This is a genomic window from Actinomadura hibisca NBRC 15177 (assembly GCF_001552635.1).
Lineage (GTDB): Bacteria > Actinomycetota > Actinomycetes > Streptosporangiales > Streptosporangiaceae > Spirillospora > Spirillospora hibisca.
In genome coordinates this window covers 19,697-37,747 of record NZ_BCRO01000001.1, presented here as the reverse complement: position 1 = coordinate 37,747, position 18,051 = coordinate 19,697, and the positions used below count along the sequence as shown (strand labels likewise).

The 18,051-nt window shown below is 73.8% G+C and carries 16 protein-coding genes and 3 tRNA genes; 9 read left to right on the top strand and 10 right to left on the bottom strand.

The features are described from left to right. Positions 1-102 precede the first annotated feature (102 nt). From AH6_RS00170 to AH6_RS00155, 4 genes are all read right to left on the bottom strand, one after another. Entirely contained in the window at positions 103-1,389 is a 1,287-nt protein-coding gene (locus AH6_RS00170) for a glycosyltransferase family 4 protein (RefSeq protein ID WP_083982073.1), read from the bottom strand. Positions 1,390-1,500: 111 nt separating this feature from the next. Continuing rightward, on the bottom strand, positions 1,501-2,736 hold the full coding sequence (locus tag AH6_RS00165) for a L,D-transpeptidase (RefSeq protein WP_067471390.1): 1,236 nt from the start codon (positions 2,734-2,736) through the stop codon (positions 1,501-1,503). Positions 2,737-2,935: 199 nt separating this feature from the next. Then, complete coding sequence (locus AH6_RS00160) at positions 2,936-4,186, bottom strand: L,D-transpeptidase (protein WP_157431186.1); 1,251 nt, start codon at positions 4,184-4,186, stop codon at positions 2,936-2,938. Between the two features lie 202 nt (positions 4,187-4,388). Then, positions 4,389-5,141 carry a VC0807 family protein gene (locus AH6_RS00155; protein WP_157431185.1) on the bottom strand — a complete coding sequence of 251 codons (753 nt, stop codon included), beginning with the start codon at positions 5,139-5,141 and terminating at the stop codon, positions 4,389-4,391. Positions 5,142-5,341: 200 nt separating this feature from the next. Here AH6_RS00155 and AH6_RS00150 point away from each other — a divergent pair, with 200 nt between their 5' ends. Next, positions 5,342-5,818 (top strand): SCP2 sterol-binding domain-containing protein, encoded by a 477-nt coding sequence (locus AH6_RS00150; RefSeq protein WP_067471384.1) that lies wholly within the window; start codon positions 5,342-5,344, stop codon positions 5,816-5,818. A 30-nt stretch (positions 5,819-5,848) separates the two neighbouring features. Here the strand turns inward: AH6_RS00150 and AH6_RS00145 are convergent, their stop codons facing one another. Beyond that, a complete protein-coding gene (locus tag AH6_RS00145; RefSeq protein WP_067471381.1) occupies positions 5,849-6,775 on the bottom strand; it encodes a LysR family transcriptional regulator in 927 nt (308 codons plus the stop codon). Positions 6,776-6,930: 155 nt separating this feature from the next. On the opposite strand from AH6_RS00145, the gene AH6_RS00140 reads away from it, so the two are divergent. Continuing rightward, positions 6,931-8,328, top strand: coding sequence for a pyridoxal phosphate-dependent aminotransferase (locus tag AH6_RS00140; RefSeq protein ID WP_157431184.1), 1,398 nt, complete (start codon positions 6,931-6,933; stop codon positions 8,326-8,328). Positions 8,329-8,538: 210 nt separating this feature from the next. Here the strand turns inward: AH6_RS00140 and AH6_RS43265 are convergent. The 3 genes from AH6_RS43265 to AH6_RS43260 all read right to left on the bottom strand — a co-directional run bounded on the left by AH6_RS43265 (position 8,539) and on the right by AH6_RS43260 (position 8,780). After that, positions 8,539-8,610: transfer RNA gene (locus AH6_RS43265), tRNA-Gly, on the bottom strand. Positions 8,611-8,624: 14 nt separating this feature from the next. Beyond that, a tRNA-Ala gene (locus AH6_RS00135) sits at positions 8,625-8,695 on the bottom strand. Between the two features lie 13 nt (positions 8,696-8,708). Next, positions 8,709-8,780, bottom strand: a tRNA-Trp gene (locus tag AH6_RS43260). 402 nt (positions 8,781-9,182) lie between these two features. On the opposite strand from AH6_RS43260, the gene AH6_RS00130 reads away from it, so the two are divergent. Both AH6_RS00130 and AH6_RS00125 read left to right on the top strand, forming a co-directional pair. Continuing rightward, positions 9,183-9,755 carry a hypothetical protein gene (locus tag AH6_RS00130; protein WP_067471378.1) on the top strand — a complete coding sequence of 191 codons (573 nt, stop codon included), beginning with the start codon at positions 9,183-9,185 and terminating at the stop codon, positions 9,753-9,755. A 138-nt stretch (positions 9,756-9,893) separates the two neighbouring features. Beyond that, entirely contained in the window at positions 9,894-10,457 is a 564-nt protein-coding gene (locus AH6_RS00125; protein ID WP_067471375.1) for a CGNR zinc finger domain-containing protein, read from the top strand. Positions 10,458-10,461: 4 nt separating this feature from the next. Here AH6_RS00125 and folP read toward each other — a convergent pair whose 3' ends face one another. Continuing rightward, entirely contained in the window at positions 10,462-11,241 is a 780-nt protein-coding gene (gene folP / locus AH6_RS00120) for a dihydropteroate synthase (protein WP_067471931.1), read from the bottom strand. 335 nt (positions 11,242-11,576) lie between these two features. Between folP and gmd the strand changes: the two genes are divergently transcribed. Genes gmd through AH6_RS00105 form a run of 3 tightly spaced genes read left to right on the top strand, consistent with a single transcriptional unit; the run spans position 11,577 to position 14,451 of the window. After that, positions 11,577-12,614, top strand: a complete 1,038-nt coding sequence (gmd, locus tag AH6_RS00115; RefSeq protein WP_067471929.1) for a GDP-mannose 4,6-dehydratase — start codon at positions 11,577-11,579, stop codon at positions 12,612-12,614. Between the two features lie 32 nt (positions 12,615-12,646). Continuing rightward, on the top strand, positions 12,647-12,910 hold the full coding sequence (locus tag AH6_RS00110; RefSeq protein WP_067471372.1) for a ubiquitin carboxyl-terminal hydrolase 14: 264 nt from the start codon (positions 12,647-12,649) through the stop codon (positions 12,908-12,910). Continuing rightward, positions 12,910-14,451 (top strand): MFS transporter, encoded by a 1,542-nt coding sequence (locus tag AH6_RS00105; protein ID WP_067471369.1) that lies wholly within the window; start codon positions 12,910-12,912, stop codon positions 14,449-14,451. The genes AH6_RS00110 and AH6_RS00105 overlap by 1 nt, the downstream gene beginning before the upstream one ends. On the opposite strand, the gene surE is transcribed toward AH6_RS00105, so the two are convergent. Then, entirely contained in the window at positions 14,435-15,370 is a 936-nt protein-coding gene (gene surE / locus AH6_RS00100; RefSeq protein WP_067471366.1) for a 5'/3'-nucleotidase SurE, read from the bottom strand. The genes AH6_RS00105 and surE overlap by 17 nt on opposite strands. Before the next feature lie 122 nt (positions 15,371-15,492). On the opposite strand from surE, the gene AH6_RS00095 reads away from it, so the two are divergent. Together AH6_RS00095 and AH6_RS00090 are read left to right on the top strand one after the other, a co-directional pair. Then, positions 15,493-16,380: a LysR family transcriptional regulator gene (locus AH6_RS00095; protein WP_067471363.1), complete on the top strand. Its 888-nt coding sequence runs from the start codon at positions 15,493-15,495 to the stop codon at positions 16,378-16,380. A 57-nt stretch (positions 16,381-16,437) separates the two neighbouring features. Next, positions 16,438-18,036, top strand: a complete 1,599-nt coding sequence (locus tag AH6_RS00090; protein ID WP_067471360.1) for a Na+/H+ antiporter — start codon at positions 16,438-16,440, stop codon at positions 18,034-18,036. Positions 18,037-18,051 lie beyond the last annotated feature (15 nt).

Sequence of the window (18,051 nt, the reverse complement as noted above, 5' to 3'; positions counted from 1 at the left end):
GGGACGCCCGGCGGTGCACCCTTGGTGCCCGATCCGGCGGTGACGATGCGTGTCCGGGCCGAAACGACGGATCTTGCCCGGAACCGCCCGGCCGGCCCCCGGTCAGGAGCCGGGACGCAGCTCGGCGAGCAGGCGCGTCCACCGGGGGCCGATCCGGTCCAGCCGGTAGGCGGCGGAGGTCCGCAGCGCCTGCTCGCCGAGCCGGTCGCGCAGCTCCCGGTCCTCGATGAGGCTGCGCAGCGCCGCCGTCATCCCCGCCACCTCGCGGGCGGGGACCAGCAGCCCGTCCCCGCCGGGGGTGATCAGCTCGGCGGGGCCGGTGGGGCAGTCGAAGGCCACCACCGGCAGGCCCTTGCCCATCGCCTCCAGAATCACCATGGGCATGCCCTCGCGCCGCGAGGACAGCGCGTAGACCGACGCCCGCTCCATCTCCCCGCCCAGGTCGCGGGTGCGCCGCCGCAGCTCCACCCGCCCGGTGAGCCCCAGCTCCTCGATCTGCGCGGCGAGTCGGCCGCGCCGGACGCCCTCGCCGAACACCCGCAACGTCCAGTCCGGGTGCTCGGCCGCCAGCGGCGCGAACGCCCGGATCAGCAGGTCGAAGCCCTTCGGCCGGCTCAGCCGCCCGGCCGCCAGCACCACCCGGCCGGTGCGCGGCGAGGGGCCGCCGCCGAGGTCGGGCAGCGCGTTGGGGATCTGCTCGATGCGCACCGGCGCGCCCGCCAGCGCCTCGGCGTACTCGGCGCGGGAGTGCGCGGTCAGCACCGTCAGCGCGGTCAGCCGCCGGTAGGCGCCGACGATGCGGGCGCGCAGGGCGGGCCGGTAGGAGCCCAGGTTCATGTGGTCCTGGCCGACGGTGGCCACGCCGCGCGGGGCCAGCTCGGCGATCAGCAGGTTGAGCGAGGGCCGGGTGCCGATGAGCACGTCCGGCGGGTCGCGCCACATCGCGCGCAGCAGCCGGAGGTCGCTGTACAGGCTCACGTGCCGGAACGCCGCGTCGTCCACCGGCACCAGCAGGCTCGGCAGCCGGGCCAGCAGCCGTCCCGGGCCGGTGCGGGGCGGGGCGGCGGCGTCGGTCGCGAAGGTGACCGCCACGCCCTCGGGCAGCGGGAAGAACGGCTCGGGCCGGCGCCGCAGCACGCTGACGATCTCCACGTCGTGGTCGCGGGCCAGGTGGCCGCTGAGGTTCAGCACGGTGCGGATGGTGCCGCCGGTGCCGTGCGCGTGCTGCAACAGGACGCGCACGCGCGGCCGCCGGCCGGGGCGGGGCGCGGGGCCGCGGCGCAGCCGGGCGGCGGGCCGCAGCGCCACGAGCAGGGCGCGGCGCAGCGCGTAGTGCGTCGGCCGCAGCGCGGGGCGCAGCAGCGGCCGTACCTTCGTGGGCGCTCTCATGCCGCTCCCCGTCCGAGGCTCGTCCGTCGTGCTGGTTGTTCCCCCTCTCCGGGACATGACAACGGCGCGGCCCCACCGGGCCGCGCCGTCCGCGTCAAGATCAGTTCAAGGTCAGCCGGTGCTGACGGTGCGGTCCAGGGCGCTGCCCTGCACCCACTTGCCCCACGGCATCTGGTAGAAGCTCCAGCCGTTGTTCCACTCCAGCGTGCGCTTGGTCCCGGTGATGACGACCGGGTCGCCGCGGTGGGCCAGGTCGTAGAACCACTTGGCGACCGGCGGCGGCATGTTCACGCAGCCGTGGCTGGCGTTGGTGCGGCCGAAGGCCCAGTAGCGGTCGGGGCTGGCGTGCAGGTACTCGCCGGAGTTGGAGATGCGGACCGCGTGCGGCAGCTTCAGGTCGTAGTACTCGGGGTCCTTCTTGTCGGTGACGCCCATCCACGCCGAGGTCATGCGCTCCACCAGGTGCTTGCTCATGGTGAGGTGCACGCCGCTGGTGGTGAGGTAGGTGTCGATGCCGTTGCGGACCCGGCCGCCCTTGCCCGCGCTGATCTTCCAGAGCTTCTTCTGCTTGCCGTTGACCTTGAGCACGGCCTTCTTGGTCTTGGTGTTGACCGTGGTGATCTGGGAGGAGCCGATCCGGAAGGAGCGGGTGTAGTCCTTGACGCCGTAGGTCTTCTTGCCCGACTTCACCCCGGCGAGGCGCGCCTTGAAGGACACCTGCTGGTTGGGCTGCCAGTACTGGCCGTTCTTGGTGCGGAAGATCACCTGGGTGTCGCTGGTCCAGTACCAGGCGCCGGTGGCGGGCTTGGTGGACTTCACCTCCAGCGACTGCTCGACGGCCTTGCGGTCGCCGACCGGCCGGTTGAACGTCACCATGATCGGCATGCCGACGCCGACCTTCTCCCCCGCGCTCGGCGTGATGTCGGCGATGCCCAGCTCGTTGGCGGCCTTGAGGGTGGTGAAGGCGGCGGTCACCGTGGTGGTCTTGCCCTGCGGGCTCTTGGCGACGGCGTTGACCTGGTACTGCGAGCCGGGCAGCAGGGTGCGCGACTTCCAGCCGGTCTTGTCGGGGCTCAGCGCGCCGTCCACCGGCTTGCCCTTGCGGGTGAGGGTGACCTGCTCCAGCGTGCCGCCGGCGGCGGTGACCTGGACGCCGGCCTCGGGCTTGGCCTTGCCCTCGCCGTTGCCGGGCGTCACCGTCACCTGCGGCGCGCCGGCCTCGTCCTTGCCCCCGACGGTGACGCCGCCGCCCTTCTCCGTGCCGGAACATCCGGTGGCGAGCAGCAGCACGACGATCCCCGCCGCTCCCGTGCCCGCCCGAACGCCCGTGGAAAGCCGTCGCTGCACCGTCAACCTCCAGACCCCGCCGTATACCAGGGAGACATTAGCGACAAAAGTCGTTGATGATGTCACGAGCCGGGTTTTTGCCGGACGTCCGAGATCAAAGTGTTGCAAGATCCCCCGAACGCCCGCGGGCCCGCCGTTCCCGGCGAGGGGAACGGCGGGCCCGCGGGGCTTCCCGGCCGCCCGGAGGGCGGGGGCGCGCTTACTCGGTCGGGGCGTCCGACGGAGCGGACGAGGGGGCGCCGGCGGCGTTGCCGCCGGTGCCGGTGCTCTCGCCGTTCAGGGCGCTGCCCTTCTTCCACCTGTCGAACGACAGCTGCCAGAAGCTCCAGCCGTTGTCCCACTCGACGTCGCGGGTGCTGCCGGTCAGCTTGATGACGTCGCCGCGCTGCATGATGTCGTAGTACCACTCGGCGTTGGCCGAGTTGAGGTTCAGGCACCCGTGGCTCACGTTGGAGGAGCCCTGCGCGCCCACCGACCAGGGCGCGGCGTGGGTGTACTCGCCGCTGTTGGAGAAGCGCACCGCGTGGTTGACGACGGTCTTGTAGTAGCCCGCGTCGCCCTCCTTGCGGCCGGGCGAGACCATCGTGACCGGGTTGCCCTTCTCCATCAGCAGGTGCACGCCGCTGGTGGTGGTGAACTCCCGGGTCTGCCCGTTGCCCGCGCTGAACGGGATGGTGCGCAGCTTCTTGCCGTCGCGCCGCACCGTCATGTGGTGGCCGCCGATGTTCCCGGTGGTGATCTGCGCGGCGCCGATGTTCATCGTCGTCTGCGCGTCCTTGGCCCCGTAGACGCCGTTGCCCGCGTTGACCCCGGCGAGCGCGGCGTTGAGGCGCACCTTCTGGTGCGCCTTCCAGTAGGTCGCGGTCCGGTAGATGACCTGCTGGGAGTCGATCCACCGCCAGGCGCCCTCGACGGGGTGGTCGGGGGTGACCTTCAGCACCCGCTCGACGGCGGCGCGGTCGGCGACCGGCCGGTTGAAGCGCAGCATGATCGGCATCCCCACGCCGACCTTCTCGCCCGCCAGGTTCGGCGTGACGTCCACCACCGACAACGTCTTGGCCGGCTTCAGCGTGCTGAAGGTGCTGGTGGCCGAGCTGGTCTTGCCGTCGTTGCGGGCCTGCGCGGTGACGGTGTAGGAGGTGCCGGGCGTCAGCGTGCGGTCGGAGCGCCACGTCTTCTTGTCCGCGGCCAGCCGACCGGTGATCGTGGCGCCCTTGCCCTGGACGGTGACGCCGTCCAGGGTGCCGTCCGACACCTTCACCTCGATGACCCCGTCCGGCTTGACCGCGCCGGTGCCGTTGCCGGGGGTGATGGTCACCGCGCCCGCCTTGGTCGACGACAGCTCCCCGGAGCCCTGCTCGCCGTCCCCGCCCGAGCACCCGGCGACCAGCACCATCACCGCACCGGCCCCGCCGGTCACCGCGACGCCCATCCGACCCTTAAAGCTCACGAACACTCCTATATCCCCTGATTCACCCCGTGCGCTGTGAATCTATACGAGATGAAGAGACGGCCCAAAAGACGAAAAAGTTGGCGGAGAGGCGGAGAAATCAGGTCATGGCAGGGCGGCGGGGCCGAGCCGCAGGTCAGTGCGGAGTCAGCGCGAGACCAAAACGGGATTGCCGTGGAACCGGCGACGGTTCCGGAGCGGCTCAGGCCGGGGCCGCGCCGACCACGGTGCCCCCGTTACCCGCGCCCGCCGCGTTCACGTGGTGCAGGCAGCGCCGGAAGCCCCACACCGAGACCACCACCGCCACCGCGCCCAGCGCGGCGACCAGGCCGGTGCGCACCCACAGGTACACGCCGATCGACTGGCTGAACAACATCCAGAGGCTGAGCGCGGCGTTGACGAAGAACACCAGCGACCACAGCAGCGAGATGCGCAGGAAGAAGCGCCGCACCCGGTCGTGCCGCAGGAACGCCTCGGGCATCGGGACCATGTCGGTGGCGACCTTCTGGGCCAGCGGGCGGCCCAGCGGCACCGAGGCCAGGAACGTCATCGCCACCAGCAGCGTGCCGAGGGTGGGCTGCAGGAAGTAGACGACGGCGCTGTGGGTGACGGCGGCCAGCCCCGCGCGCACGGTGACGCCCAGCGCGGCCAGCACCAGCATCGCCGACACCGCGTGCCCGCGCAGCCGCCGCCACAGGATGCCGCCGTACACCCAGGTGACGGCGGCGGCCAGGCCGCCGTTCAGGCCGAGCAGCGCGAAGGCGGCGTAGAAGACGGCGACCGGGGCGATGACGCCCTCCACGAAGCGCGGCAGCGCGTGCCGCAGCATCGCGGTCAGCCGGGGCATCTCGAAGGCGCAGTGCCCGGCGGCGTCGGCGGTCGTGTCCGTGCCGGTCGGCGCGGGCGCGGACGCGGACGCGGGCGGGAGCGCCGGAAGGGTGGCCGTCAGATCCATCGTGTGGGGTGCCCCCGTAGCAGCAGGTCCCGGCGGCCCTCGCGGCCCGGGAGAGAGAGGAGAGAGGTCGGAACCCGCCCCACGGTACGTCAAGATCGAGGCGCTTCCACCCGGTTCGGTAAGGATCGTCACCCGGCCCCCTTGACCTTATTGGATGATTCGTTGAATAGTTCGGGGGACGGTCGCACGAGGAGGCGCGCATGGCCCAGCCCCAACCACCGCAGCCCGACGGCGAGCGGCCCCCGGACATGCTCGGCGCGGTGGGCACGCCCGCCGAGCTGGCCGCGCTGCTGGACGCCGACGGCGTGGACGACAAGGTGATCGAGCAGTTCGCCGCCGAGATCGGGGTCACCGCGGTCCTGGACCGGATCTTCGGCCTCATGGGCACCCGGTTCGTGCCCGAGAAGGCGGGCAAGGACGGCGGCGTCGTGCAGTGGAACGTCAAGGCCCCCGACGGGCGGCACGCCTACCACCTGGTCATCGCCGACGGCACCGCCAAGGGCGCGAGCGGCGCGGCCGACGACCCCCGGGTGACGCTCCAGATGTCGCTGCCGAACCTGCTGCGGCTGTGCGCCGGGCGGCTCAACGGCGTGACGGCGGTGATGACCGGCAAGATCAAGATCTCCGGCGACATGATGTTCGCCGCCAAGATGCAGGGCTGGTTCGACTACAGCTGATCTCGCGACCGGCCCCCGCCGCCGGGCGGCTCAGCCCTCCGGCGGCGCGGGCTGGACCTCGCGGGCGGCCGCGTAGATCGCCCGCAGCGTCACCGCCACCGCCGGGCGCCGCACGCTGGCCGCGCGCGTGACCGCGTACACCTCGCGCCCCGGGCCGCCGCCGGGCAGCGGGCGCACCGCCACGCCCTGGTCCCCGGCGGCCAGCGCCAGCGCGGGCACCGCCGTGACGCCGAGCCCCCGGGCCACCAGGCTCAGGATCGTGTGCAGCCCCTCGAACTCCCACGGCACCGGGCGCGCCCCGCCGACGGCGTCCAGCAGGCTCTCCACCGCCCGCCGGGACGGCTCGCCCTCCGGGGCCGCCATCCACGGCTCCTCGCGCAGCTCGTGCAGGTCCACCGGGCGGCGCGGGTCCGCGAGCCGGTGCCCGGCCGGCACCACCAGCACCACCGGGTCGTGGCGCAGCCGGAAGAACTCCAGCCCGGCGGGGGCCTTGCCGGGCAGCTTGCCGGTCCAGTCGTCCACCAGCGCGATGTCCACCTCCCCGCCGCGCACCTGGCGGATGCCGTCGCCGGGCCGGGTCTGGCGCAGCACGAAGGTCAGCTCCGGATGGTCGGCCAGGCTGCGCGCCAGCGCGGGGGCGAACGCCACGGCGGCGGTGGGGAAGGCGGTGACCACCACCCGCCCGGAGGGCGTCCCGGCCTGCTCCGACAGCTCGGCCTCGGCCGCCTCCACCAGCGTGAGGATCTCCTCGGCACGCTCGGCCAGGCGCTCCCCGGCGTCGGTCAGCTCGGCGCTGCGGGCGGTGCGGTCCAGCAGCGGGACGCCCGCCTCGCGCTCCAGCGCGGCCAGTTGCTGGGAGACCGCCGAGGGCGTGTAGCCCAGGGACGTGGCGGTCGCGGCGATGCTGCCCCGGCGGGCGAATTCGGCGAGCAACCGCAGGCGGCGCACTTCAAGCATAAGAACAGCTTACGGTCAGCATCGCTGAGACTCGCTTGTGATGATGCTTTTCCTGGGCAAACATAAAGCGTGCCCGGCCGGGTCACGCATTGGGTGCGCTCATTCACCCCCAGTAACCGAACTTTCCGACCTGCTCTCAGGAGTTGTTCTTCGTCATGCCCGCAGGATCCGCACCCGCCGGTGACCACCCCCTGCCCCTGCCCGTCCGGCCCGTGGCCACCACCGTCCGGCAGGTCCCCCTGTCCCCCACGCTGGCGGTCAACGAGGCCCTGGCCCGCAAGCGGCGCGCCGGGACGCCGGTGCTGCCGCTCGGCTTCGGCGAGGCCGGCATCCCGATCCACCCCGCCCTCACCCGCGAGCTCGCGGCCGCCGCCGGCCGCGGCGGCTACGGGCCGGTCGCCGGATCGGCGCCGCTGCGCGCGGCCGCGGCCGGGTACTGGGACCGCCGCGGCCTGCCCACCGACCCGGGCCTGGTGGTCTGCGGCCCCGGCAGCAAGGCGCTGCTGTTCGGGCTGCTGATGGCGCTGGACGGCGACGTGGTCGTGCCCGCGCCAAGCTGGGTGAGCTACGCCGCCCAGATCTCGCTGGCGGGCGTGCGGCCGGTGCACGTGGCCACCTCCCCGGGCGAGGGCGGCGTGCCCAACCCCGCCCTGCTGGCCGACGCGGTGGTGCGGGCGCGCGCCGAGGGCCGCGCCGTCAAGGCCGTCGTGGTGACGCTGCCCGACAACCCCACCGGCACGCTGGCCGGGGCGGAGACGGTGCGGCGGTTGTGCGAGGTGGCCCGCGACCACGACCTGGTGATCATCTCGGACGAGATCTACCGCGACCTCGTGCACGACCCGGCGCGCACGGTGCACTCCCCCGCCCGGTACGCGCCCGAGCGCACCGTGGTCACCACCGCCCTCAGCAAGCACCTGGCGGCGGGCGGCTGGCGGCTGGGGGTGGCGCGGCTGCCCGACGGGCCGTTCGGGCACGCGCTGCGCGCGAGCCTGCTGGGCCTGGCGAGCGAGATCTGGTCGGCGGCCCCGGCGCCCATGCAGCACGCGGCCGCCTACGCCTTCGCCGAGCCGCCCGAGCTGGTCGAGCACGTGGACCGCAGCCGCCGCCTGCACGCCGCCGTCACCGGCGCGGTGGCCGACCGGTTCGCCGCCGCCGGGGCGCGCGTCCGCCGCCCCGAGGCCGCCTTCTACGTCTACCCCGACCTGGACCCGCTGCGCGACCGGCTGCGCGCCGAGCACGGCGTCGCCACGGGCGCGGACCTGACCGGCCTGCTCTTGGAACGTTACGGAATGGGCGTGCTGCCCGCCTCGGCCTTCGGCGAGCCCGCCGAGGCGCTGCGGATGCGGGTCGCGCCGAGCCTGCTGTACGGGGCGGGCGACGAGCAGCGGCTCACCGCGCTGGCCGCGCCGGACCCGACGGCGCTGCCCTGGATCGCGGGGGCGCTGGACCGGCTGTCGGAGATCCTCGCCGACCTCACCGCGCCGTCCGGGGAGGGCGCGCCGGCGCGGTCCGCTTCCGGCCAACCCACGGTCCCGGCGACGGCCGCCTCCTGAGCCTTCCGGAGGCGGCATTTCCCGAGCCCGTTCCCATCACGAGAACGCCATGGCACGCGCGCCGCGGGCCTCGGACCGGTTATTCACCGGCCCGAGGCCCGTTGCCGCGGGAGCGGCGGAAAGGGCGGCGCGCGGGATTTCCCGTCCCGTTCGTTGCCACCCGGCGACGGTTTCCGATGACGCCCCCGTTGATGACCCATCGGTCATAAGAGCCGTAGCCGGGAGTCGAACCCGGTTTCACAGGGTGGAAGCCTGTTGTCTCACCGCCAAGACCTCTACGGCGTGCGTTCCGTGCGTGGACCCGCAGGGACTCGAACCCTGATCTTCTCCGTGCAAGAGAGAAGTGTTCCCTTTACACCACAAGCCCATTGTCTTTTTCGCAGGGGCGGTAGGAGTCGAACCTACTTTTCACTGGTTTTGGAGACCAGTCGCCTAACCGGTGGCTCGCCCCTTCGCGTTTCCGTTCTGTTCGATGCACCCAATGATGCGCGGGTTCATGATCGGGCGCAAAGTGTTTTTCCGGGCCGCCAATGGGGGCGCGCGGGGGTCTGGGGCGGGGCGTCCGGGAGCGGTCCCGGACGGCTCCGGCGCATGATCGTCCGAGCGTCCCGCGCACCCGCCGCCACCTGCGGCGGGCCCGGCGGCGGCCGGGCGGTCCGGGCGGCGTCCCGGGGCGTTCCGCAATGTCCTGGACCGGCTCCGATAAGCGTGGTGTAAGGTCCAACGGCGCACGGGCAAACGACACAAAGCACCCAAGTGCAGGCCAAGGGAGGTCGTGTCACGCTTCCCCGTGGTAAACCCAGATGAACGTCATGTCACCGATGTGATGGAACACGAAGGCGAGGGGGCCCGCCATGAGGCATGCACGGGACGGGGCTGCCGCGGCGATGAACGCCGCCTCCCGGATTCTCGTCGCGCGCGGCCGGAACGAGCCTCAGGAGCTCGACAACCCGGACGTGTCGTGGGGCCAGCGGGCCCGCGACGGGGTGTGGGCCCCGACCAAGGACGGCCAGCGCATCCACATCGGCATCGACGTGGCCGCCGGCGACACCGTCCACCAGGTGCTGCGCCCCACGCTGCGGGTGCTGGTCGGGGTGGACGTCGACACCGACATCGTGGCGCAGACCACCGCGGCCGGGATCCGGCTGCTGACGGTCATCCACGGCCCGGACGCGCCCACCGAGTTCCGCTTCCCGGTGTCGCTCGCCGACGGGCTGGCGCTGGAGGCCATGCCGTCGGGCGGCTACGACGTGGTGCACCTGCGCTACGGCGCCACCGTGGGCCGCTTCTACAACCCGTGGGCGTGCGACTCGATGTTCCGCCAGGTGAAGGCCGACTACGCCCTGGAGGGGCAGACGGTCACCATGCGGGTCCAGCACGAGGGCGCCTTCTACCCGGTCGTCGCCGACCCGCACTACTCGCGGTGAACCGCCCGCGGCGCGACTCCTGATCACGCCCCGGCGGCATAGGGTGAGGGCGGACCGCCCCCGACGGCCCCCGGCGGCGTCCGGCGACGGCCGCCCCCGGCCCCGCCGGGCCCCGGGCCGCCGAGACTGGAGTCACCAGTGATCTTCACGCATGACGCCGAGCACGCGCTGGGCACCGTCGTCGATCTGATCAACACCGGCCCGGCGGCGTGCGGCGCCGAACGCCTGGACGACCTCCCGGCGCTGCGCGCCTTCGTCGAGCGCAACGCCTTCAGCGACATCCGGGCGCTGACGGCGGCGGACCTGGCGCGGGTGCGGGGGTTGCGCGAGCGGTTCCACGCGGTGTTCCTGGCCTCCGACGTGCCGGCGGCGGTGGCACTGGTCAACGAGGTCATCGCCGAGGTGCGCACCACCCCGCACCTGACCGACCACGACGGCTACCAGTGGCACGTGCACTACTTCGCGCCGGGCGCGCCGATGGGCGAGCACCTGGCCGCCGACTGCGGCATGGCGCTGGCGCACGTCGTGGCGGCCGGGGAGCTGGACCGGCTGCGCACCTGCGCCGCGCCGGACTGCTCGCGGGTGCTGGTGGACCTGTCGCGCAACCGGTGCCGCCGCTACTGCGACAGCCGCACCTGCGGCAACCGGATGCACGTGGCCGCCTACCGGGCCCGCCGCCGCGAGGCCGACCCCGCCCCGTGAGCCGCTAGCCCGCGCCCAGCGCCCGCACGGCCGCCAGGGCGCGGCGCGCCCCGGCCACGTCGTGGACGCGGAACACCCGCGCCCCCAGCCACGCCGACACCCCCAGCACCGCCGTCGTGCCGACGCCGCGCTTGTCCACGGCCCGGCCGAGGGTCTCGCCGATGAAGTCCTTGTTGGAGACCGCCACCAGCACCGGCCAGCCGGTCGCGGCCAGCTCGCCGAGCCGCCGGGTGATCTCCAGCGAGTGCCGGGTGTTCTTGCCGAAGTCGTGCGCGGGGTCGATCAGCACCGCCTCGCGGGGCACGCCCAGCGCCACCGCGCGCTCGGCCTCGGCCACCACGTGCGCCAGCACGTCGGCGACGACGTCGGGGTAGCCGGTGCGGTGCGGCCGGGTGCGCGGCGCGAGGCCGCCCGCGTGCGCGCAGACCAGGCCGACGCCGTGCGCGGCGGCGACGGCGGCCAGCTCGGGGTCGGGGCCGCCCCAGGTGTCGTTGAGCAGGTCGGCGCCCGCCTCGGCGACGGCCGCGCCGACCTCGGCGCGCCAGGTGTCCACGCTGATCACGACGCCGGGGTGCCGGTCGCGCACGGCGGCGACCAGGTCCACCACCCGGCGCAGCTCCTCGGCCACGTCCACCTCGTCGCCGGGCCCGGCCTTGACGCCGCCGATGTCGACGATGTCGGCGCCCTCGGCGACCGCGCGGTCCACCGCGGCCAGCGCCGCGTCGAAGCCGTAGGTCGCGCCCCGGTCGAAGAAGGAGTCGGGGGTGCGGTTCACCACCGCCATGATCGCGAAGCGGCCGAGGTCGCGGCCGTTCAGCCGCAGCGGCGGCGGCGCCACGGCCTGTTCAGCGGCCTGGTCAGCGGGGCCGTCAGCGGGGTCGTCAGCAGGGTCGTCCAGGGTGCCGTCCATGGTGCTCCACGGTCGCACATCGCCGCCGCGCGCCGCCACGCGCGCCCCTCGCGGCGCTCACGTAACGCTGAAGTCGAAGCAAATTCGGTTCAAACACGCCCCTCCCTCGTCAGTAGCGCGTTCGGGTCGCTAACCTCATGTTTCACGCTCATCACGGGCACGTTCCCGGAGGGCATCACCGTCTGACCTATTCAGCCTTGGAGGAACCGCTGTCCAGGCGAGCACTCATCACCGGCATCACCGGGCAGGACGGCTCCTACCTGGCCGAGCACCTGCTGGAGCAGGGGTACGAGGTCTGGGGCCTGGTCCGCGGTCAGGCCAACCCGCACGTGGCGCGGCTGCGCAAGCACATCGGCGACGTGCAGATCACCACCGGCGACCTGCTGGACCAGGGCAGCCTGATCTCGGCGGTGGAGCGCGTGCAGCCCGACGAGGTCTACAACCTGGGCGCGATCAGCTACGTGCCGATGTCGTGGCAGCAGGCCGAACTGACCGCCGAGGTCACCGGCATGGGCGTGTTGCGGACGCTGGAGGCCATCCGGGTGGTGTCGGGCGTCAGCGCCTCGCGCAGCACCCCGGCGCGCGAGCAGATCCGCTTCTACCAGGCGTCGTCGTCGGAGATGTTCGGCATGGTCCGGGAGACGCCGCAGAACGAGAAGACGCCGTTCCACCCGCGCAGCCCGTACGGGGTGGCCAAGACCTACGGCCACTACATCACCCAGAACTACCGCGAGTCCTACGGGATGTTCGCGGTGAGCGGCATCCTGTTCAACCACGAGTCGCCGCGCCGGGGCGCGGAGTTCGTGACCCGCAAGGTGACGCTGGGCGCGGCCCGCATCAAGCTGGGGCTGGCCTCGGAGCTGCGGATGGGCAACCTGGACGCCCGCCGCGACTGGGGCTACGCGGGCGACTACGCGCGGGCGATGCGGATGATGCTGGCGCAGGAGTCCCCCGAGGACTACGTCATCGGCACCGGGCAAACCCAGTCGGTGCGCGACCTGGTGGAGTTCGCCTTCCGCAGCGTCGGGCTGAACTGGGAGGACCACGTGGTCCTGGACGCGCGCTACACCCGGCCCGCCGAGGTCGACCTGCTGTGCGCCGACCCCAAGAAGGCGCGCGAGCAGCTCGGCTGGGAGCCGCAGGTCACCTTCGAGGAGCTGGTGACGATGATGGTCGAGTCGGACATGAAGTTGCTGTCGGAGTCGGCGCGGCCCGAGGACGAGCCGTTCAGCCCGGACCACTGGTGATCTTCTGACGGCGGGCGTGCGACGATGCTGGTATGGCTATCTGTGAGCATGTGAAGGAGCTGCCGTCCGTCGAGCCCGCCCCGGTCACCCCGCAGGGTTGCCAGGAGTGCCTGGAGGAGGGCACCCGCTGGGTGCACCTGCGGTTGTGCCTGACGTGCGGGCACGTGGGCTGCTGCGACTCCTCGCCGCGGCGGCACGCCAGCGCGCACTTCCAGAAGGAGGGGCACCCGGTCATCCGCTCGTTCGAGCCGGGTGAGGACTGGCGCTGGTGCTTCGTCGACGAGCAGATCGTCTGATGCCGTCGGCCCGGCTCGGCACCGCGCCCGGCCGCTGGATCCTGCTGGCGACCGTGCTGGGGTCGGGCATGGCGATGCTCGACTCCACGGTGGTCAACGTGGCGCTGCCGCGGCTGGCCGAGGACCTGGACGCCGACATGGCGGGCCTCCAGTGGACGGTCAACGCCTACACGCTGACGCTGGCGGGGTTCATCCTGCTGGGCGGGTCGCTGGGCGACCGGTACGGCCGCCGCCGGGTGTTCGTGGTCGGCGTGGTGTGGTTCGCGGTGGCCTCGGCGCTGTGCGGCGCGGCGCAGAACGTGGAGATGCTGATCGCCGCCCGCGCGTTGCAGGGCGCCGGCGGCGCGCTGCTGACGCCGGGCTCGCTGGCGATCATCCAGGCGTCGTTCGTCCGCGACGACCGGCCGCGCGCGGTCGGGGCCTGGTCGGGGCTCGGCGGCGTGGCGGGCGCGGTCGGGCCGTTCGCCGGGGGCTGGCTCGTGGAGGTGGCGGGCTGGCGGTGGGTGTTCCTGCTGAACCTGCCGCTGGCGGCGGTCGTGGTGCTGGTGGCGGTGCGGCACGTGCCCGAGAGCGTCGACCCGGACGCGCACGGCCGCTTCGACGTGCTGGGCGCGGTGCTGGCGGCGCTGGCGCTGGCCGGGACCACCTACGCGCTCACCGAGGCCCCCAACGGCGTGACGGGCGCGGCCGTGGTCGTGTCGGCGCTGGTCGGCGTGGGGGCGGCGGTGGCGTTCGTGCTGGTGGAGCGCGCGCTGGGACGGTCGGCGCGGGCGGGCGGGCGGCGGCCGCAGCCGATGTTGCCGCTGGACCTGTTCGCCTCGCGGCAGTTCAGCGCCGTCAACGTCATCACCTTCGTGGCGTACGGCGGGATGGGCGTGATGTTCTTCCTGTTCGTGCTGAACCTCCAGGTGGTGTCGGGGTTCTCGCCGATCGCGGCGGGCACGGCGCTGCTGCCGGTGACGGCGCTGATGTTGCTGCTGTCGTCGCGGGCGGGCGCGGTGGCGCAGCGGATCGGGCCGCGCTGGCCGATGACGGCCGGGCTGCTGGTGGCCGCCGCCGGGATGCTGATGGCCTCGCGGGTCGGCGCGCACGCCTCCTACGTCGGCCAGGTGCTGCCCGCCGCGGTGGTGTTCGGGCTGGGCCTGTCGGCGATGGTGGCGCCGCTGACGGCCACGGTGCTGGCCAGCGCCGACGAGCGGCACGCCGGGGTCGCCAGCGGCGTCAACAACGCGGTGGCGCGCGCGGCGGGGCTGCTGGCGGTGGCGGCGATCCCGCCGCTGGCGGGGCTGACCGGCGACGCGTTCAAGGACCCGGCGCTGTTCTCGACGGGCTTCCGCCACGCGATGGTGGCCTGCGCGGCCCTGCTGGCGGCGGGATCGCTGCTGAGCCTGCTGACGGTGCGCGACGACGTGCTGAAGGCCGCGCCGCCCGAGTGCGAGCCGCAGCGCCAGACGCACTGTGCGCTGGACGCGCCGCCGCTGGAGCCGTCCCGCGACGGCGCGTCCGGGCCGGGCCGTCCGGAGGTCAGCGCGGCAGGCTGAACGCGGCGGCCGGGTGGGACCAGTCGCCGTCCAGCAGGGTCACGCTGATCTGGTCGGCGGCCAGTGCGGTGGTGTCGGCGTTGCGGACCGGCTCGGGGGTGGTGTCGGTCCGGCCGCCGATGACGTAGGAGCCGTCGCCCGCCGGGGTGTAGGTGAGGGCGAAGAAGGCGGTCCTGCCGACGCGGGTGAGCCGGGTGCCCTTGGGCGCGCCCGAGGTGATCGGGTAGTTGACGTTGAGGGCGACGCCGGGCGGCAGGACCGCGCCGCGCCCGGCGGCCTTCGCGAGCTTGGCGACGAGGTCGGCGAGGTAGCGGGCGGTGGCGGGGAACGCGGCGGCGGTGGCGGCGGGCCCGGCCGCCGGGTCGTACTCGGTGCTGACCGCGATGGACGGCACCTTCTGCTCCAGCCCGGTCACGGCCGCGCCGACGGTGCCGGAGTGGTTGACGAGCGCGCCGGTGTTCTGCCCGAAGTTGGTGCCGGAGACGACGAGGTCGGGCCGCCGCCCCTGGAACACCACCGCCAGCCCGAACAGCACGCTGTCGGCGGGGGTGCCGCCGACCGACCACACGCCGGGCGACTCCTGCCGGGCGGCGAGGCGCGCGCCGAGGGTGGCGGTCATCCCGGCGCCCTTGCCGCTCTGGTCGGTGGCGGGCGCGACGACGGTGACGCGGTGCCCGGCGGCGGTGAGGGCCTGCCGGACGGCGGCGAGGCCCGGCGCGGCGAAGCCGTCGTCGTTGGTCAGCAGGATCTCCAGCGACCGGGGCGCGCGCTGCGCACCGGCGGGACCGGCGGGCACGGCGGGCGCGGCGGGCGCGGCGGGCGCGGTGGCCGCCGCCGGGGCGGCGGAGCCGAGGGCGGGGGCGGCGGTGAGGGCGGTGAGGGCGAGGACGGCCAGCGGGCGGGGACCGGCGAAGCTCATGTGTCCACCTCTGCGTTGTTCGCCGGGAGTGTCCCGGCGATGCGGGCTGCTGCCCTGCAAATCTCGGGTCCGATTCCGGCTATGTCCAAGACCGGAACGGTTCGTTGTCATACGGTCAGGGCATGAATCTGCGGCAGCTGCGCTACGTCGTGGCCACCGCCGACCACGGCACGATGACGTCGGCGGCCCAGGCGCTCTACGTCGCCCAGCCCGCGCTGTCGCGGGCCGTGCGGGAGCTGGAACGCGAGCTGGGGGTGGAGCTGTTCGCCCGCTCGGGGCGCGGGGTGGTGCTCACCGCCGCCGGCGAGCAGGTGGTCCGGCAGGCGCGGATCGCGCTGGACGCGGTGGACGCGATCGAGGAGCTGTCGGTGGCGCGCGCCAACGGCCGCGGCGCCGAGCTGCGCATCGCCACCACCTCCTCGCTGGAGCCGGAGCTGACCGGCCGGCTGATCCCCCGCTTCGCCCGCGACCAGCCCGCGGTGCGGGTGCGGGTGGTGCGCTGCGACGGCCGCGACCAGGTCGCCGCCGCGATCCGCGCGGGCCGCGCCGACCTCGCGCTCACCGACCTGCCGGTGCCCGGCGACCTGTCGGCGCACCCGTTCGAGCAGCGCGAGGTGGTGCTGATCTCGCCGCCGAACCTGAAGGTGCGCGAGCCGGTGCCGCTGACGGCCCTGGACGGCATGCGCCTGGTGCTGCCCGCGCGCGGCAGCGCCCGCCGCGCCGAGCTCGACACGATGCTGGAGCGCATCGGCGCCCGCCCGGTGGCGGCGGTGGAGTCCGACGAGCGCGGCTCGTGGCTGGGCTGGGTGCGCGCGGGGATGGGCTCGCTGATGTGGTACCGCAACCAGCTCGACGACACCGAGGGGCTGGCGGTGCGCTCGTTCATGCCGCCGATCACGCGCATGATCGGGCTGGTGCACGCGCACCGGCAGCTGCCGCCGGTCGCGCGCGACTTCCTCGCCTTCGCCAAGGAGACCGCCAAGGAGGCGCGCCACCGCGACCACCCGTGAGGGCCGGCCGGCGGGCCGCCCGGGAGGCCGCGCCCGCCGCCGTGGCATGATCGGCCGGTGGGAACGACGCACGCTCTGTGGTTGCTGGCGGTTCCGGTGGTCGCGCTGGCGGTGGCCGCCCTGGCCCGGCGGGTCGGCGTGGCCGCGCCGCTGGCGCTGGTCATCGCCGGGATGGCGGTCTCGTTCGCGCCGGGGGTGCCGGAGTTCGCGCTCGACCCCGAGTTCGTGCTGTACGTGTTCCTGCCGCCGCTGCTGTTCTCGGCGGCCTGGGAGAGCTCCTTCTTCAGCCTGCGCGACAACGTGCGGCCGATCGCGCTGCTGTCGGTCGGGCTGGTGCTGTTCACCACGCTGGCGGTCGGCGGCGTCGCCTACCTGCTGGTGCCGGACCTGCCGCTGGCGGCCGCGCTGGTGCTGGGCGCGATCGTCGCGCCGCCGGACGCGGTGGCGGCGGTCAGCGTGGCGCAACGGCTGGGGCTGCCGCGGCGGCTGGTGACGATCCTGGTGGGCGAGAGCCTGTTCAACGACGCGACCGCGCTGACGGTGTTCCGGGTGGCGCTGGCGGCGGCGGTCGGCGCCGGGTTCACCTTCGCCGACGGCGTCGGGCGCTTCCTGTTCGCGGCGCTGGCGGGCGCGGTGGTCGGGCTGCTGCTGGGGCCGCCGCTGCACTGGTTGCGGACCCGGCTGAACGACCCGCTGGTGGAGAACGGGGTGGCGCTGGTCGCGCCGTTCGCCGCCTACCTGATCGCCGAGTCGGTGCACGCCTCCGGGGTGATCGCGGTGGTGGTGAGCGGGCTGTACCTGGGGCACCGCTTCACCGAGTCCCCGGCGGTGACCCGGCTGATCGGCCACTCGTTCTGGAAGATCCTGGTCTTCCTGCTGGAGTCGGTGGTGTTCCTGCTGATCGGCCTGCAGCTGCCGCCGGTGGTGGACGGGTTGTCGGGGCGCGGCTGGGGCAGCCTGGCGTGGTGGGCGGTGGCGGTGTTCGGGGTCACGGTCGCGGCCCGCTTCGTGTGGGTGTTCCCGACCTCCTACCTGCCGCTGGCGCCCGCCTCGCGGCGCAGCGAGGGCAAGCTGGACTGGCGCGGCCGGGTGGTGCTGAGCTGGGCGGGGATGCGCGGGGTGGTGTCGCTGGCGGCGGCGTTCGCGATCCCGTTCGTCGCCGACGACGGCTCGCCCTTCCCCGGCCGCGACGTGGTGCTGTTCCTGACCTTCACCACCGTGCTCGGCACGCTGCTGGTGCAGGGATTGACCTTCCCCGCGCTGATCCGGTGGTTGCGCATCGGCGGCGCCCGCGAGGTCTACGAGGACGCGGTCGCCGAGGCGGGCGCGCAGCACGCGGCGGCCAAGGCGGCGCTGGAGCGGCTGGACGAGCTGACCGCCGACCGCGCGGACCTGCTGGACCCCGAGGTGGTCGAGCGGTTGCGCGGCCAGGCCGAGCGGCGGCAGCTGCACGCCTGGGAGCGGCTCGGCGGCGGCACCGGACACGAGGGCGCCGAGGTGCCCAGCGCCACCTACCGGCGGTTGCGGCTGGAGATGCTGGCCGCCGAGCGCGCCACCTTCGTCCGGCTGCGCGACGAGCGGCGCATCGACGACGAGGTGCTGGCCCGGGTCCTGCACGAGCTGGACCTGGAGGAGGTCTCCCTGAGCCGCCCGTGAGAGCGGCCCAGGGGG